Source organism: Trichocoleus desertorum AS-A10, assembly GCF_039962155.1.
Lineage (GTDB): Bacteria > Cyanobacteriota > Cyanobacteriia > FACHB-46 > FACHB-46 > Trichocoleus.
Genome location: NZ_JAMPKN010000019.1, coordinates 33736 through 47620 on the forward strand (window position 1 = coordinate 33736; position 13885 = coordinate 47620).

General features: G+C 49.3%; 16 protein-coding genes and 1 tRNA gene. 12 read left to right on the plus strand and 5 right to left on the minus strand.

The window, feature by feature from the left end; all coding sequences use genetic code 11:
• Nucleotides 1-8 precede the first annotated feature (8 nt).
• The 3 genes from NDA01_RS20830 to psbX all read right to left on the minus strand — a co-directional run bounded on the left by NDA01_RS20830 (nucleotide 9) and on the right by psbX (nucleotide 2713).
• Nucleotides 9-1310: a chloride channel protein gene (locus tag NDA01_RS20830; protein WP_431193478.1), complete on the minus strand. Its 1302-nt coding sequence runs from the start codon at nucleotides 1308-1310 to the stop codon at nucleotides 9-11.
• A 136-nt stretch (nucleotides 1311-1446) separates the two neighbouring features.
• Nucleotides 1447-2244 carry a Ycf66 family protein gene (locus NDA01_RS20835; protein ID WP_348229456.1) on the minus strand — a complete coding sequence of 266 codons (798 nt, stop codon included), beginning with the start codon at nucleotides 2242-2244 and terminating at the stop codon, nucleotides 1447-1449.
• A gap of 349 nt (nucleotides 2245-2593) precedes the next feature.
• On the minus strand, nucleotides 2594-2713 hold the full coding sequence (psbX, locus tag NDA01_RS20840) for a photosystem II reaction center X protein (RefSeq protein WP_190432648.1): 120 nt from the start codon (nucleotides 2711-2713) through the stop codon (nucleotides 2594-2596).
• A gap of 253 nt (nucleotides 2714-2966) precedes the next feature.
• Here psbX and NDA01_RS20845 point away from each other — a divergent pair, with 253 nt between their 5' ends.
• Nucleotides 2967-3254, plus strand: coding sequence for a YggT family protein (locus NDA01_RS20845; protein WP_190553727.1), 288 nt, complete (start codon nucleotides 2967-2969; stop codon nucleotides 3252-3254).
• Between the two features lie 8 nt (nucleotides 3255-3262).
• On the opposite strand, the gene NDA01_RS20850 is transcribed toward NDA01_RS20845, so the two are convergent.
• Nucleotides 3263-4027, minus strand: coding sequence for a class I SAM-dependent methyltransferase (locus NDA01_RS20850; RefSeq protein ID WP_348229457.1), 765 nt, complete (start codon nucleotides 4025-4027; stop codon nucleotides 3263-3265).
• On the minus strand, nucleotides 4027-5379 hold the full coding sequence (accC, locus tag NDA01_RS20855) for an acetyl-CoA carboxylase biotin carboxylase subunit (protein WP_348229458.1): 1353 nt from the start codon (nucleotides 5377-5379) through the stop codon (nucleotides 4027-4029). The genes NDA01_RS20850 and accC overlap by 1 nt, the downstream gene beginning before the upstream one ends.
• A 331-nt stretch (nucleotides 5380-5710) precedes the next feature.
• Between accC and NDA01_RS20860 the strand changes: the two genes are divergently transcribed.
• The 11 genes from NDA01_RS20860 (at nucleotide 5711) to NDA01_RS20910 (ending at nucleotide 13878) form a co-directional block, all read left to right on the plus strand.
• A tRNA-Leu gene (locus NDA01_RS20860) sits at nucleotides 5711-5792 on the plus strand.
• Nucleotides 5793-5903: 111 nt separating this feature from the next.
• The gene (locus NDA01_RS20865) at nucleotides 5904-6515 is read left to right on the plus strand and encodes a chorismate lyase (RefSeq protein WP_348229459.1); all 612 of its coding nucleotides are present in this window, start codon (nucleotides 5904-5906) and stop codon (nucleotides 6513-6515) included.
• Nucleotides 6516-6674: 159 nt separating this feature from the next.
• On the plus strand, nucleotides 6675-9161 hold the full coding sequence (locus NDA01_RS20870; protein ID WP_348229460.1) for a dynamin family protein: 2487 nt from the start codon (nucleotides 6675-6677) through the stop codon (nucleotides 9159-9161).
• Nucleotides 9162-9359: 198 nt separating this feature from the next.
• The gene (locus NDA01_RS20875; RefSeq protein WP_348229461.1) at nucleotides 9360-9689 is read left to right on the plus strand and encodes a KGK domain-containing protein; all 330 of its coding nucleotides are present in this window, start codon (nucleotides 9360-9362) and stop codon (nucleotides 9687-9689) included.
• 16 nt (nucleotides 9690-9705) lie between these two features.
• Nucleotides 9706-10092, plus strand: coding sequence for a KGK domain-containing protein (locus tag NDA01_RS20880; protein ID WP_348229462.1), 387 nt, complete (start codon nucleotides 9706-9708; stop codon nucleotides 10090-10092).
• A 76-nt stretch (nucleotides 10093-10168) separates the two neighbouring features.
• Nucleotides 10169-10567 (plus strand): KGK domain-containing protein, encoded by a 399-nt coding sequence (locus tag NDA01_RS20885; protein ID WP_348229463.1) that lies wholly within the window; start codon nucleotides 10169-10171, stop codon nucleotides 10565-10567.
• Between the two features lie 12 nt (nucleotides 10568-10579).
• Complete coding sequence (locus tag NDA01_RS20890) at nucleotides 10580-10885, plus strand: KGK domain-containing protein (protein WP_348229464.1); 306 nt, start codon at nucleotides 10580-10582, stop codon at nucleotides 10883-10885.
• 3 nt (nucleotides 10886-10888) lie between these two features.
• A complete protein-coding gene (locus tag NDA01_RS20895) occupies nucleotides 10889-11221 on the plus strand; it encodes a KGK domain-containing protein (RefSeq protein ID WP_348229465.1) in 333 nt (110 codons plus the stop codon).
• 24 nt (nucleotides 11222-11245) lie between these two features.
• A complete protein-coding gene (locus tag NDA01_RS20900) occupies nucleotides 11246-11491 on the plus strand; it encodes an HNH endonuclease (RefSeq protein WP_190553735.1) in 246 nt (81 codons plus the stop codon).
• Nucleotides 11492-11511: 20 nt separating this feature from the next.
• Complete coding sequence (locus NDA01_RS20905) at nucleotides 11512-13110, plus strand: hypothetical protein (RefSeq protein WP_348229466.1); 1599 nt, start codon at nucleotides 11512-11514, stop codon at nucleotides 13108-13110.
• Nucleotides 13111-13200: 90 nt separating this feature from the next.
• A complete protein-coding gene (locus tag NDA01_RS20910; RefSeq protein WP_348229467.1) occupies nucleotides 13201-13878 on the plus strand; it encodes a GvpL/GvpF family gas vesicle protein in 678 nt (225 codons plus the stop codon).
• Nucleotides 13879-13885 lie beyond the last annotated feature (7 nt).

The following is a 13885-nucleotide window of genomic DNA, read 5'->3' on the forward strand; positions in this document are numbered from 1 at the left end:
GGAAACGCTTAGGGATGAGCTAACTCCTCACGATTGGTTTTGAGTTGTGAGGTAATCAAAGGAACCTTAGGAGCTAAGAAAAAGCCGATCAGACTAGCGAACAACACCGGGGTCAAGGTACTAACTCCGGTTAATTTTGCCAACAAGATCGCAGTACTGACCGGGGTGCGAGTGACAGCTGCATTCATGCCCGCCATCGTACAAATCATGGCTAAAACTGGATTGACACCTGGAACTAACAAGGCGATCGCTTTGCCAATACAGGTGCCCGCAAAGAAAATAGGGATAATGAAGCCGCCCCGCCAGCCTCCGGTGACTGTAATGCTAATAGCGGCCATTTTGGCGCAGGCTAAGGCTAGAAGGGCTGTTGCAGTGAATTCAGTGGTGATGACGACACTGAGCTCGTGGTGGCCAAAGAAGCGGGTGAGGGGAAACAAAGTGGCGATCGCACCCAGTCCCAAACCTGCAATGGTCGTGCGGACGTAGATCGGTCCTCCTAAGCGGGCAAAGAACTGGTCACACAGCCGAAAAATGGTGATTAGCAGCCATCCTGCTACTGCGCCAACAGCGCCATACAAAATGGCTAAAGCAAAATCGTCAATTTGGTCCAGGTTGTACTGGGGAAACTCCCAAGTTGGGGCCAAGCCTAAATGGGTGATCCCGGCGAACACAATGTAGCTAGCGCAACTAGCCACGATCGCTGGTAAAACCGCTTCGTAATACTCCGCTACGTGCTGATGGTGCAAGATTTCTAGGGCAAACATGGCACCACCCAAAGGCGCACCGAATAAAGCAGTAAAGCCAGAGGCCATGCCAACTAAGCTCATGGTGCGGAGGTTTTCGCCTTGTAGCTGCCAGCGATCGCCCAGCCACGTCCCGACTGACCCAGTTACTTGCACTAGCGGAGCCTCTGGACCCGCACTCCCCCCGCTGGCAATGCTTAAGAGAGAAGACAAAATCATGGCAGGATTACGGCGCATATCCAGGCGTCCGCCTTGAAAGTGAATATTGTCCACAATCACAGCAATTTCACCTGGATTGCCTAGCCAGTAAATCACCAAACCAATTAGCAAACCCGCCAGAGGCATGATGAACAGAAGCACGGGACCTGTGAAGACCTCTAGGGCATGGGTCAGGAGTTCTAAAACATTCCAGTAGAGTGCCGCAAAGAGGCCCCCAGCCGCACCCACTGTCATCCATAGCAGTACCCAGCGAGACATTGTCAGGGGGTTGCGCTCACTCAGTTGAGCCAGCCAAGGTACTGCCCAATATGGCTTGATTGTCCCTGTCGATCGCCGCTGAAATGGCACCGCTGCTTCCTCCTGAAGAAACGCTTAAAAATGTTCAGTAGTAACCAAAATAGCGTGAAGCGGGAGCAGTATGGTGACGGCTCCCGCTTCAGGGCTGGTTGATTAGATTTAATTCAGGAATGGAGGACCCTGTCGCTTAATCGAAGTTGGAGGAGTTATCTCCCTCATCATCTGGGAAGTTAATGGGTTGGTAATCTACATAATCGCTCGGCTCCGCATCTACGTTCGAGCGTCTTGAAGCACCCGAGTTTTGCGGAGGACGAGGTCTACGAGTTTTTGGCCCTCCATTGGTATCCCGATTGGCAGGACGGGAGGAGCCGTTGCTGTTGGGGCGCGTTGGCCTTCTAGCAGGGCGATCGTCCAAATCTACTGAAGTGTCTGAAATGTCGCTGTCCTCAACGGGTCGGCTTTCTGGACGAGGGCGAGGTCTTCGGGAACGCTCTCCGGGTCCTAGCCTCTCATCTCGGCTTGGACGAATGGGTTGACGACGAGGCAGATCCTCTTCGTACTCATCTTCACGGGTCGCATAGCTGTCTCTAGAGCCGCGAATGCGCCGCCGATTGGCCCACTCTTCGTCGAATTGCGTTACGTCATCCAACTCAGCTTGATACACCCGACTCACGGGGCGCTCGTCATCCACAATCGGAGTACTGCGTTTCGCTTGCTCAGTCGCAACACCCCGTAACCGAATGCTCTCTACAGCAAAGAAAATGGTTGTCCCAGCTAATAGAAACTGACCAAATTGTAGAATCGGGTCTTGTCGCCAGCCCTGGAAAAAGAGAATACCACCGCAAAGGAGCCCCACGGCGGCAAAGAAAATATCATGATCGCGGGCTAGACCTGGACGTACTGAGCGCAGAAAATAAAGCGCTGCTCCAGCGATAGCAAGAGCAATGCCCACCATGCTGCTCCAGCTAAGTCCGACGTTTACCATTGCCTTTCTCCTAAGTCAGTCCTATGTTAGCGAGTCTTGCTAAAAACCTCCGCCCTATGCTAGGTAAGCTGATTTTGGCTTGCCAGCGATCGCTGAGGGCTAACACTCGTAGGGTAGCGAACTTGTCTTGATTCTAGATTGGGTGCGATGTCGCACTAGGTTGCACTAGTTATCTCTAAGGTAATCCATAGCTGAGCATAAAAAAACCTCAGTCTGTTAGCGTCAGACAACTTAAAGTTGCCTCTAACAGGGCTGAGGTTGAAATAGGCTAGCTTGAACTGCTGAAGCAGTGTGAGGGAAAGTTTCAAAAAATGCTTGAAATCTTAGCTTTACAAATGAGTTCAGCCAACTAAGAGCGCTGAATTTTATCTTTCTGGCTGATGACGATCAGCCCTACGGTCGCGGGAATGACTACGATGGCAGCACCCCAAACCAGGCTCCATAAGAAATTAGCGAGTGAAGGAGTCATAGAGAGTCCTCGTCCTTGATTACAACCATGAGTTAGTTTTCATAATTGTAATGGTTTGTCATACCTTAGAGAAGTCACGCGCCGCTTTTGGCACTTTGCTCTTAGCAGTTTAAGCACGTGCCTAGAAGCAATTGGATCAGCTAAAAGCACTCTGGTAGAGGCGATCGCTGCCTCAGACGGGCTCACCTACAGGTAGAATTAAGGAGTGAATTTAGTTACAAAGCTTAAAAATCCTCTACTCAACTCCGCGCTTATGACTTCTGCTGCACTTGCCACCTGGACGCTTGGCCCCTTATTGGGGTTAATGATCTTTTTATTTATCTTTCGGATTGTTCTAACTTGGTATCCCCAAGTTAATTTGAATCAGTTTCCCTTCAATGTAGTGGCTTGGCCCACCGAGCCTTTCTTGTTGCCTTTGAGAAAGCTTGTACCCCCAATTGGGGGAGTAGATATTACCCCGATTATTTGGGTGGGAATTTTTAGCTTGCTGCGCGAAATCCTGCTAGGCCAACAAGGACTCGTCACCATGATGTTGCACTAGTTAGGTTTCTAGAGCTTTGGTTTCGCCAGATAAATGTTGGTTTGGTACGCCAGTTGGACCAGTCCGTGAGCATCAGCCCAGTGCTCATGTAGCTGTTTCAAGTTAGAAAGTAATTGCTCTTTTGCCTCTCCGGAGCTAGGAGCGTAGGATACACTTTGCGCCCGACCCAACAACCCTGCTAAGTCCAAACTTTGTTGGTAGGGCAAGGTGTGGTGCTGGATATGGGTGAAGTATGGACTGGTCAGTAGCGGCTCAACAGTTCCTAGTTTGGCTTCGGCTGGATGGTGATTTGAGGCTTCCCGCATCAAACGGCTGTATGCTCCCGTAAATTCATCTGAGCGGTCGCGCTCATTCCACACCAAAGCCAGCCGTCCTGCAAGCTTGAGAATCCGGTGGAACTCGGCTAAGCTCTGCTCTGGTTGCAACCAATGGAAGGATTGGAAGCAGGTGACGAGATCCACTGTAGCGCTAGGTAAGTTGCTTTGTTCAGCCGTAGCCGTCCGAAACTCAACTAAAGCATGGGGAGTTGCAGCCTGTTGCATGTCAGCATTGGGTTCAATGGCGAATACATGCACGCCATGCTCTGCTAACAAGCGAGAGGAAATCCCTGTGCCTGCTCCCATATCGACTGCTACTAGTTGGGACGGCTCTTCCAGTCCTTGTAAAAGTAGGGCGATCGCTGCTTCGGGATAGCTCGGTCGATACTTGGCATAGTCAACCGCCCTGTCCGAGAAACGGCTTAAGGGCTTGAGTGTATGGAGCGGGGTGTCCATTACTTCGAGTTTTGCATTACATCAAGCACAAAGTTGGTGTAAACCTCGCCTCGGTTGAACTCTGGGGTTTCCAAAATTCGCTGATGGAAGCCGATGGTAGTGGGTAGGCCTGTCACAGCGCATTCCCGTAATGCCCGTTTCATGCGTCTAATGGCAGAGGGGCGATCGGGTGCCCAAACAATCAACTTGCCAATCAAGGAGTCGTAGTAGGGCGGAATGTCATAGTCTGTATACACATGCGAATCCATCCGCACTCCGGGACCTCCTGGTGGCAAGTAACCACTGATGCGACCTGGACTGGGCCGGAAGTTAAAGTCTGGATCTTCTGCGTTTACCCGACATTCGATCGCATGACCTTTGAGTACCACCTGCTCTTGGGTCAGTCTGAGTTTTTCCCCCTGAGCGATGCGAATTTGCTCCGCAATCAAATCGAGTCCAGTAATCATCTCTGTAACTGGATGCTCTACCTGAATGCGGGTATTCATTTCCATGAAGTAGAAATTCCCCGTTTGGTCTAGGAGAAATTCAACCGTACCCGCTCCCACGTAATTAATCGATTGAGCTACCCGAACCGCTGCCGCTCCCATCTTCTCGCGGAGTTCTTGGCTTAGGGCGGGACTTGGCGCTTCTTCTAACAGCTTTTGGTGGCGGCGCTGAATGGAACAGTCGCGCTCGCCTAAATGGATGACATTGCCGTAACTATCAGCCAAAATTTGAAATTCAATATGGCGGGGTCGCTCAATAAATTTCTCTAGATAAACTCCACCGTTACCGAAGGCTGCCTCAGCTTCACCTTGAGCGGCCATGAACAGTTTGTTCAGCTCGCTTTCCTCAGGGACTAGTCGCATCCCCCGACCGCCACCCCCCGCAGTGGCCTTGATCATGACGGGATAGCCAATTTTGCGAGCGATCGCTAAGGCTTCTTGGTCATCTGTCAGCAGCCCATCGCTACCTGGAACCGTAGGCACACCAGCGCGCTGAGCGGTCTCCTTGGCAGTAGATTTGTCGCCCATCAAACGAATCGCCTCGGGCGAAGGCCCAATGAAGGCAATTTGGTGATCCGCGCAGATCTCAGCAAAGCGGGCGTTCTCTGCTAAAAAGCCATAGCCTGGGTGGATGGCGGTAGCATTTCGAGTCAAAGCTGCCGCAATAATATTGGGGATGTTTAGGTAACTTTTGCCACTGGGTGGTTCGCCAATGCAAACAGCTTCATCTGCTAACTGCACATGGAGCGCATGGCGATCAACCGTAGAGTGAACCGCAACTGTCGCAATCCCCATTTCTTCACAAGTTCGGAGAATGCGGAGGGCGATTTCCCCTCGATTTGCAATCAGAATTTTTGAAAAAAGCATCTTCCAGCTTTAAGGTCAATAAATGAGTAAAATAAAGCTTTCTGAGGCGCTCTGGAAGACACCTTGACGGCGAAACCAAACCTAGGAACTTACACGAAAACCTCAGACCGGAAACTGATCGTATCACGCTGGGGTAGCTTAACTAAAGCGAAGTGCGACTAGAACTTCAGGATAGAGTTGCATTTCCTTCATCTGCACTGGGTTGCGATCGCCTCTGAAGAAAATATTTCAGAGTTCTCCAATAATTTTGATCCAAAAGCAAGTTTATGAGCTATTCTAGGTAACCGGAGGAAATCAAGGGCATTCGCACCTTGGCAGCCTCTAAAACCACGCGGATGTGGTGGAATTGGTAGACACGCACGCTTGAGGGGCGTGTGGCTCACGCCTTGCGAGTTCGAGTCTCGCCATCCGCATACTTAATCATTCTGTGTTTTGGAGTTTCAGCTCTCTATTTCTCGATTCTTTGCCTCCTAAGCATTTCCTGTTTATGATCGAGGGAAGAATGAAAAGATTTGTAAAGAGCTTTGACTTCCACTATTAAACCTAACAAAAGCGTTACTCTACCAGCGCCCTGGTATGCTCTAGATCCTCTTTGGCAGGATGAGGGCGTGGGCATTCAACAAGGATTGCCGCATGCTCAGTTAGCTCCTGCTTGGCAGATGCTTTTGTTGGGAGACGGTTCTCCGACCAAACATCTACAGTTGCTAACGGGTGAGCCTACTGAAGTAGATGTGATTGACATGTCCTTGATTGGTATGGACTCGGATGGAGCGCCCGCTCAAATCCAACTGATTCCAGGACCTCGTTTAAGGCGACAAGTTTGGTTGCGCACATCTTCCGGGCAAAGACTGGCCTATGCGGCTTCTTGGTGGGAGGCGAGCCATGTAGACGAGTATCTGCAAAATCGCTCACTGCCGATTTGGGCGAGTTTGGCCCGCTTACGCACTGAGTTATATCGGGATGTGCAAGGAGTTTATTACGGTCATTCTGCAGTTTTAGAGGCTGCGTTTGAGCAAACGGGGCCTTTTTGGGGACGTCACTATTTGTTCTGGCATCATGGGCAGCCGCTAACGCTGATCTATGAGGTGTTTTCGCCTTATTTACAGCGCTATTTGGGAGCTATGAAGCTGGGCTAACTCCGCCCGGTGGCCTTGATTTTCTTGGTTACTGAGGGACGGATAACCGCCCGAAATGTAGGGTTACCCTGCGTCTGCTCGGCAAGGAATGGGAACTCTGGGGGTTGAGTTTAGAACTAGTCCGCGTTCACAGCAATTCCCTCTCCAGTACTTGCCACCATGACTCAAATGCCCCTCCAGTGCCACAGCCTGCCAGAACAGGTTGATTCTCTGCTGCAACTGTTGCATCACGAACCGTCGTTACGTGCCCAGCAAGATATCACCGTCATTCAATCGTCCCTGAAAAAAGCGATCGCCCCTAAATTTGAGATCGTGTTTGCGGGGGCGTTTAGTGCTGGGAAGTCGATGTTGATCAACGCCCTGCTAGAACGCGAGTTGCTCTACAGCGCTGAAGGCCACGCCACCGGAACCGAGTGCTATGTCGAATATGCCGAGCCAGAGCGAGAGCGAGTCGTGCTCACGTTCCTCAGTGAAGCTGAGATTCGCGAACAGGCAAACGCGCTGTGTCAGAAGTTAGGTTTATCGGCAAGAGACAATATCGATCAGCCAGAAGTGGTCGGTTTACTGCACCAAGGCTGTCAGGCGATCATTCAGCAGGAAGGTGGTGAAAGTAAATCTGAGCGAGCTAAGCAAGCCAAAGCGCTGATTTTGCTACTGGAAGGGTTTGCGGCTAACCGCGATCGCCTGCACCCCACTAACCACGCGACTTACTCAATGGAGCAGTTCAACTTCTCCAGCCTCAAGGAAGCCGCCAGTTTTGCTCGCCGGGGTAGCAATAGCTCGGTTCTGAGGCGGATCGAATACTACTGCCATCACCCCCTGTTGCAAGATGGCAACGTGCTGGTAGACATGCCTGGAATTGATGCTCCGGTGAAAAAAGATGCCGAGCTGACTTACCGCAAAATTGAAGACTCCGATACGTCAGCCGTGGTTTGTGTCCTAAAACCTGCGGCGGCGGGCGACATGACCACCGAAGAAACCGAACTCTTAGAGAAGATGCGGAGCAACATTGGCATTCGCGATCGCGTTTTCTATGTGTTCAACCGCATTGATGAAACTTGGTACAACAGCCAACTGCGACAACGGCTGGATGATTTGGTGTATGCCCAATTCCAAGATTCCAGCAGAGTCTACAAAACCAGCGGTTTGCTGGGCTTTTATGGCAGCCAGATTAAGCCGACCAGAGTAGGCGATCGCTTTGGCCTTGATTCTGTCTTTGCGGAGAGCATCAAAGGCTTGGATGGACAGGAAGAAACGCCGCAGTTTGTGAACGAGTTCAACCGCTATTGCGCCAACTCTGGCAAGCTGGCCTCTAGCCGCTTCCGGATTTCGGTCAACAGCTACGAAACGCCCAACGAGAACTATGTGCGAATTCTGCAAGAGTCGGGTGCGCCTCTAGTTGAGCAGTTGATTCAAGACAGCGGCATTGAGGAATTCCGCACAGCGATCACCCGCTACTTGACTGAAGAAAAGCGACCCCAACTGTTCGCGAACCTAGCCGATGATCTGCAACCACTCTGCATCAATCTCCGCAATCACTATCTCGCAGCTCGGTGGGAGCTAGACAGCCAGCCCCGCGCGATCGATGCGATGAAAGCCCGTGAACTGGAGCATCTGGGGCATGAGCTGAAGCAAATTGGAGCTGATTTTTCTCAAGCGATCGCCCAGGAAGTGAATGCGATCGCCGGAGATGTGACCAACGCCACATTTGAGGCAGCGTTCATTAAGCTGAAAGCTCGGATGGTTAGTCGCTTAGATGAGTTGCTGAATACGTTCTCGGTGGCGGATGCTTACAGTCGCGCCACGCTCAGCCATCCTCGCAATGCCACAGCTCCTCTAATGGCAATTTTGGTGGAGGCGTTCTATTACTTGGCGAATGAGCTAGAAACCGTTTTAGTCGAGGCTTCGCAAGCGGTGGTTGTGGCCTTTTCCCAATACTTGACGGAGCAGGTTCGCAAGTCAGACTACTACCGCAAGCTCTACCGCTTGTTGGGCAATGATGGCGGCATTGAGCAGCAACTGAAGCACCTGGAAGCCCAAGTAAGACACGCGATCGCCAACCAAGCTCGGATTGAGTGCGATCGCTATGTGCGCGAAACACCGCAGTTCTTTGGTGATTCGCCTTTCTTTTTCCAACTGCGGCAAACGTTGCAGCAAACTTCGCAAGGGTATGACTGCGAGAGTATGGCTGAGGCGGAACCTGCAATTCGCCAATTGCTGAAGCTGGATTTTGAACCGAAAGTGTCAGCCACAATTCGCCGCAATTTCCGCCAAACGCTCAACCAAACGCTGAAAACTCACCTGTTGCCAATGGCGGAGCAACAAGCGGATGCGATTTTCCAGCAATATGACCATGCGCGTGCTTATTTGGAGCAAACGCTGGAGAAGGAAGCGGAAGAAAAAATTCTCCGCAATCAACGTCTATTAACAGAAGTTGATCACAATATTGCTACCTATAACCAAGCAGTTGAAGCGATTAATAGCTGCTTACAAGCCATGCAATTACGCGATCGCCAACTTCCCCTCATCTCTACTCCTGACTTCGATCAAACGGTTCCTGCTGCTTACAACTCAGAAACTTTTGGTTTCGGTTCAAGTAATGGGACTCAAACTAGTGTGACTGAGACCAACGCTAATTTGGCCTAAGTGTAGAAGGCCCCACTAGCCCCCCAAATTTGGGGGGGGACTGGATTCTTAACTTTCTCAAAGGAAAAACTAGATTCTTAGCTTCCCCCAGAATTGGGGAATTGAGGGGGCCAGTGCAGAGTCTCTAAAAGTACAGTCAAGACCACTTAAAGCAACATCCGACACCCGTCTCCAAGAACTTTAGGAGTTAAGAGCTACATGGAAAACCAAGATTTTCTATCTGAGTTTGGTAATGAAGATGTGATTGCATTTGGTTCTGTTTTGCATAAAACAGGTAAATTCAAAAATGTCGTAAAAAACACATTCGTGGATCGAAATTGGGTGCCAATAAAATTTAATACCAATCTAGGAGTTTCTTCAGAAAAGTGGCTTGAAGAAGGTGTATCTTGCGAAATTTTGAGGCTTGGCGATAAATTTTGGCAGAAGGGAAAAATCAAAATCAGAGTCAGTGTAGAATTCTGCCCCGATGAGCCTGAAATAACAGAATCACCACTCGATGATATTCGGCAAGCGATCGCAGAACATTAATAGACAAATTCAGAATATGAGTAACTGGTACGACCTAAAAACCTTTGACAGCAAAGATATTGTTTCTTTTGAATCTCAAATCTTCAAAACAGAGAAACTTATTGAAGCCGTCAACAAGTCTTTCAATTCAAGTAATACAGGCTATTATCTAAGCGAAACTCTGGGACAACAAAAAATCCCCATCAATGTCCGAAGCTTTAGCCAGTCTTATCAAGAGGAATGCAATGAATGGTGGTTTAGTGAAGGGGGAGATTGCGAAGTTCTCAGACCTGGCCCTCAAGGTTGGCAAAAGGGGAAAATCAGAATCAAGTTGAAAGTCGATGTGGAGTTTTGTCTTGATGAACCTGAAAGTGATCAAGCAGAATCACCACTTGATGATATTCGTCAAATGATTAACGAATAGCTCCTACCATGTGAGCAATATATATTCGACAAAACGTCCCCTTCAACTTGTCACTACTTTTTAGAATCGAAGTTCCATGAACAATAACTTTCAAGAACTAAATGTCCAATCCCTTGATAAAGATGCAGCATTAGCTTTTTCTAAATCAATGTTTAAAGTGGGGGAGTTTTCAACAAAAGTCAAAGAGGCTTTTCATCCTCATGGACATAATGTCTTAGTTAACACCTTAGCTTCACGCGGAGGAATACCATCCGATGATAAAGCCTGGTTTGAGCAGGGAATCAGTTGTGAGATTTTAAGACCTGATGCTAAAGGATGGCACAAAGGAAAAATTAGAATCAGAATAGCAGTCGAGTTTTGTCCTGATGAATTAGAAGAGGCAATTGAAAACGTTGATCTATTGAATGGCAAGGCAGAATCACCCCTAGATGATATTGCCAGACGCAATCTCACCAATTTACATAAACGAATCTAGGAACAGAAAAGAATGAATGATCAATTTCAAGTCTTATTTGATGCCGAAGTAATTTCTGTAAAGGAATCCGACCAAATAGTAGTCTCACATACAACTTTCAAGACTGGTGAATTTCTAGAGCTTTTGAAACGGAATCACCTATACTCTGACAAGGCTAAAGAGTGGCTGGGCAAAGGCGTTAGTTGTGAGGTTTTAAGCCCTTCTAAGGGTTGGCGCAGGGGAAAGGTCAAGATAGCTTTGATTTTTTGTCCAGATGAACCAGATTCACCGCTTGATGATATTCGTCAACAAATCTCAGAAGAAGGCGATCGCGATTAAGTTATGGAAAATAGCGAGAACAATAAATTTCAAGCCTTGAAATATGATGAAGTTCTTTCTATTTATTCTGAGGACATTTCAGACTATTTAGAATTACCGCGTACTCTCAGAGCGATTGAATTTATCGAAGCGATCGCCGAAAAATCTTTACCTTCCGATCAAGCAATTAGTGTCTTTGCTGAAGGCATGGAATGTGAAGCCCTCAAGTTTGATGGACAGGGTTGGCGTAAAGGCAAAATCAGAGTCAGCCTAGAATTTCTTCCTGATGAAATAAAGTCACCCCTGGATGATGTTCGTCAGGCGATTCCTAACGATGTTTGGCAGGACCATTCGTGAGCAACAAGCCGTAAGCACAACATCATGAGCAAAACTCCTCGCATTCGGATTCCGCCAGAAGTCCGGAAATATGTGTTTGAGCGCGATCGCTATCAATGCCGAAGCTGTGGGCAGACTCAATTAGAGGTGCATCTCAGTATTGACCACATTATTCCACTGGCGCGAGGCGGGTCTAACGACATTAGTAACCTGCAAACGCTCTGTCTGCCTTGCAATCATCAGAAACAGCATTATCTCGATCCGCGATTCCAGCGCCACTTCAACCTCTAGATACTCCAGCAGAGACAGCCATGATCCAACCTCAATCTTCTCTAGTGGTACCGATGCTAGCTCCTGAGGCAATCGAGTGCCTAGAAGGAGAGTTGGTGGCTGAAACCGAGGAGTTTGACCCCGCATTTGACTTTGCCGCGATCGCCAAAACAGTTTTGAAGTTGAGCGAGCCAACCGCCATTGAGGGCAACTCGCAGCCACTAGTTTTAGCTCAGCCAGTTGCTCAGCCCGTTGTAGAAGCGATGCAGCAATTGGTGGCAATTGTAGCCAAGTTGCGATCGCCCCAGAGTGGTTGGCCGAGCGACTTAGAAGCAACCATCGAAAACTTAATTCCTTACGTCACAGAAGAAGCCTACGAAGTTCTGGAAGCGCTACAAACCAGCTCTCTAGGTTCATCTTCTGGGTTAGTCGCACCCGCTGCAACTGCGACCCTACCAGACTATTTCTTGATTGAAGACTTAATTCCTCAGTGGCTTTGGTACATCGCCAAAAGCTCCTATGACTTAATGCGCTTGCTTTGTGGCGTTGAGGCAAAAGTGTTTCAGCCTGGACAAGGTTGGCAAACGGGAGCTTTACGTCTTGTGGCCTTGCTAACGCTGAAGTTACCCCATGAAGAATGGGCGTTAGATTTAGCCACCAATCAGCCACCTGCCAACAACCTGACTCATCAAGCCCTGATTCAGACTGAGGGCGAAAATTTCTGCAATCAACCCACTGGGGCACAGCGCTTTACCCAGCAGTTGCTCCAGCAAATGCAGACCGTGACGCCAGAAATGCAGCGTTTTACTGAGCCTACCGCAGTCGATTGCCTCCAACCCGGACAAGCTTGGCAGTCTGGCACTGTACAGTTACAGTTTGCGTTTGAATTTACCGAAGGCACAACCCTCACTGATCTCACAGCCCCCAACGGGATATCAGCTTTTGGGACAGCCTTAAAAGGCAAGCTAACTGAGCCAGCGATCGCGCAAGCCTACTTCCAAACTCAGCTACAACCCCTTAGTGTGGCGATCGCTCATGCAACTGCTGCGCCTGAAGCCGATCCAGCCTCTACTGATCTCTCTGCTGTGCTGCTATCGAGTGTTGTGGCAACTGCTGAGGCGATCGCCAAGATGATACCCAATGCTACTGAGCTAGCACCGGATGGGCCGCTTCAGCCAGAAATTTGTGTGGATGGCTGGCTCCCTCAATTGCTTTGGCAGCTCACCAGCAGTTCTTATCAAACCATGCACCTTGTAGGCGGCGTACCAGCGGAGGTACTGCAACCTGATGAGCCTTGGCTGACAGGAACTTTGCGGTTGTTTGCCGTACTCGAAATTAGCGCTCCTCACTTAAACTGGCTATTCGATTTGTCAACTGGACAAGTACTCAAAGCCCTTCCCAATGCTTTGGCGGCCCAAACCTTACTTCGAGTCAATTCCAGCGCAGGTAGAAAAGACTTGCAACGCGCAGCCACATTCCTCACCCAACTACTTCAGCCGATTGAGGTTAATACACCCCTCCTTCAACAACTCCTTCAAGGCACTCCCATCGCCCTACAACCACCCGTGAGCGATGATTGGTCCGTCGGACACCTGCAACTCAAAATTGGTTTTGAGTTGATTTCAGATTCCGTCACCTAGGGGCTTAAAGTGGATAAATAGAGCAGGAAAATGCCGCCTTTGTTCACCACGTCCTGCCTGAAGTAACCTGGCTGCTTCAAGCTCGCCTAGATGCCGATGTACACCTATGCTTTCCTCAATACACCCACAAGTGCCATCGAACTACCATCTGGAATTGTGAGTGCTTTGGAGCTAGTGACTTGCGATCGTCTCTCTGCCCTAATCGAACCTGAGTTGTCTTTTGAAACGCTACAAGATCATGACGCTCAGCTAGTCCAAGCAGTATTGACACACGATCGCGTGATTCGAGAATTGTTTGAGCAGACCGCTTTACTGCCCCTGCGGTTTGGCACTCGGTTTTTATCAACTGAAGGGTTGCTAGCTCATTTACAAACCCACAGTCAGGAATATCTGGAGAAGTTAGCCAGGGTGACTGGGAAAGCCGAATACACCCTGAAGTTAACCCCCTTAGTTTTAGAGATCGAAGCCACCTTGCCCACAGAGGCTCAGGGACGAGAATATTTTTTAGCCAAAAAACGCCGTTTCCAAAGTCAGTACGAGCAGCAACAGCAACAGACCGCTGAGTGGCAAACTTTAGTGCAAGCGATCGCCCAAATCTATCCGGGTCCAGTCTTGGGTGAAGCTCAAGATGGCAGCCAACGAGTGTATCTGTTGGTAAGCGCTCAGGAAGGCCCCCAACTTTACGAACACTTGCAAATCTGGCAAATTCAATGCCCTCATTGGGAGCTGACTCTCAGTGAAGCACTCCCTCCCTATCATTTTGTCTAGCTTGAGC

Excerpts from the sequence above, each read along its gene's own strand:
- NDA01_RS20895 (WP_348229465.1), top strand. The coding sequence starts at position 10,889 with ATGGAAAATAGCGAGAACAATAAATTTCAAGCCTTGAAATATGATGAA.
- NDA01_RS20870 (WP_348229460.1), top strand. The coding sequence starts at position 6,675 with ATGACTCAAATGCCCCTCCAGTGCCACAGCCTGCCAGAACAGGTTGAT.
- accC (WP_348229458.1), bottom strand. The coding sequence starts at position 5,379 with ATGCTTTTTTCAAAAATTCTGATTGCAAATCGAGGGGAAATCGCCCTC.
- NDA01_RS20835 (WP_348229456.1), bottom strand. The coding sequence starts at position 2,244 with ATGGTAAACGTCGGACTTAGCTGGAGCAGCATGGTGGGCATTGCTCTT.
- NDA01_RS20900 (WP_190553735.1), top strand. The coding sequence starts at position 11,246 with ATGAGCAAAACTCCTCGCATTCGGATTCCGCCAGAAGTCCGGAAATAT.
- NDA01_RS20890 (WP_348229464.1), top strand. The coding sequence starts at position 10,580 with ATGAATGATCAATTTCAAGTCTTATTTGATGCCGAAGTAATTTCTGTA.
- NDA01_RS20850 (WP_348229457.1), bottom strand. The coding sequence starts at position 4,027 with ATGGACACCCCGCTCCATACACTCAAGCCCTTAAGCCGTTTCTCGGAC.
- NDA01_RS20910 (WP_348229467.1), top strand. The coding sequence starts at position 13,201 with ATGCCGATGTACACCTATGCTTTCCTCAATACACCCACAAGTGCCATC.
- NDA01_RS20845 (WP_190553727.1), top strand. The coding sequence starts at position 2,967 with ATGACTTCTGCTGCACTTGCCACCTGGACGCTTGGCCCCTTATTGGGG.
- NDA01_RS20875 (WP_348229461.1), top strand. The coding sequence starts at position 9,360 with ATGGAAAACCAAGATTTTCTATCTGAGTTTGGTAATGAAGATGTGATT.
- NDA01_RS20885 (WP_348229463.1), top strand. The coding sequence starts at position 10,169 with ATGAACAATAACTTTCAAGAACTAAATGTCCAATCCCTTGATAAAGAT.
- NDA01_RS20880 (WP_348229462.1), top strand. The coding sequence starts at position 9,706 with ATGAGTAACTGGTACGACCTAAAAACCTTTGACAGCAAAGATATTGTT.
- psbX (WP_190432648.1), bottom strand. The coding sequence starts at position 2,713 with ATGACTCCTTCACTCGCTAATTTCTTATGGAGCCTGGTTTGGGGTGCT.
- NDA01_RS20905 (WP_348229466.1), top strand. The coding sequence starts at position 11,512 with ATGATCCAACCTCAATCTTCTCTAGTGGTACCGATGCTAGCTCCTGAG.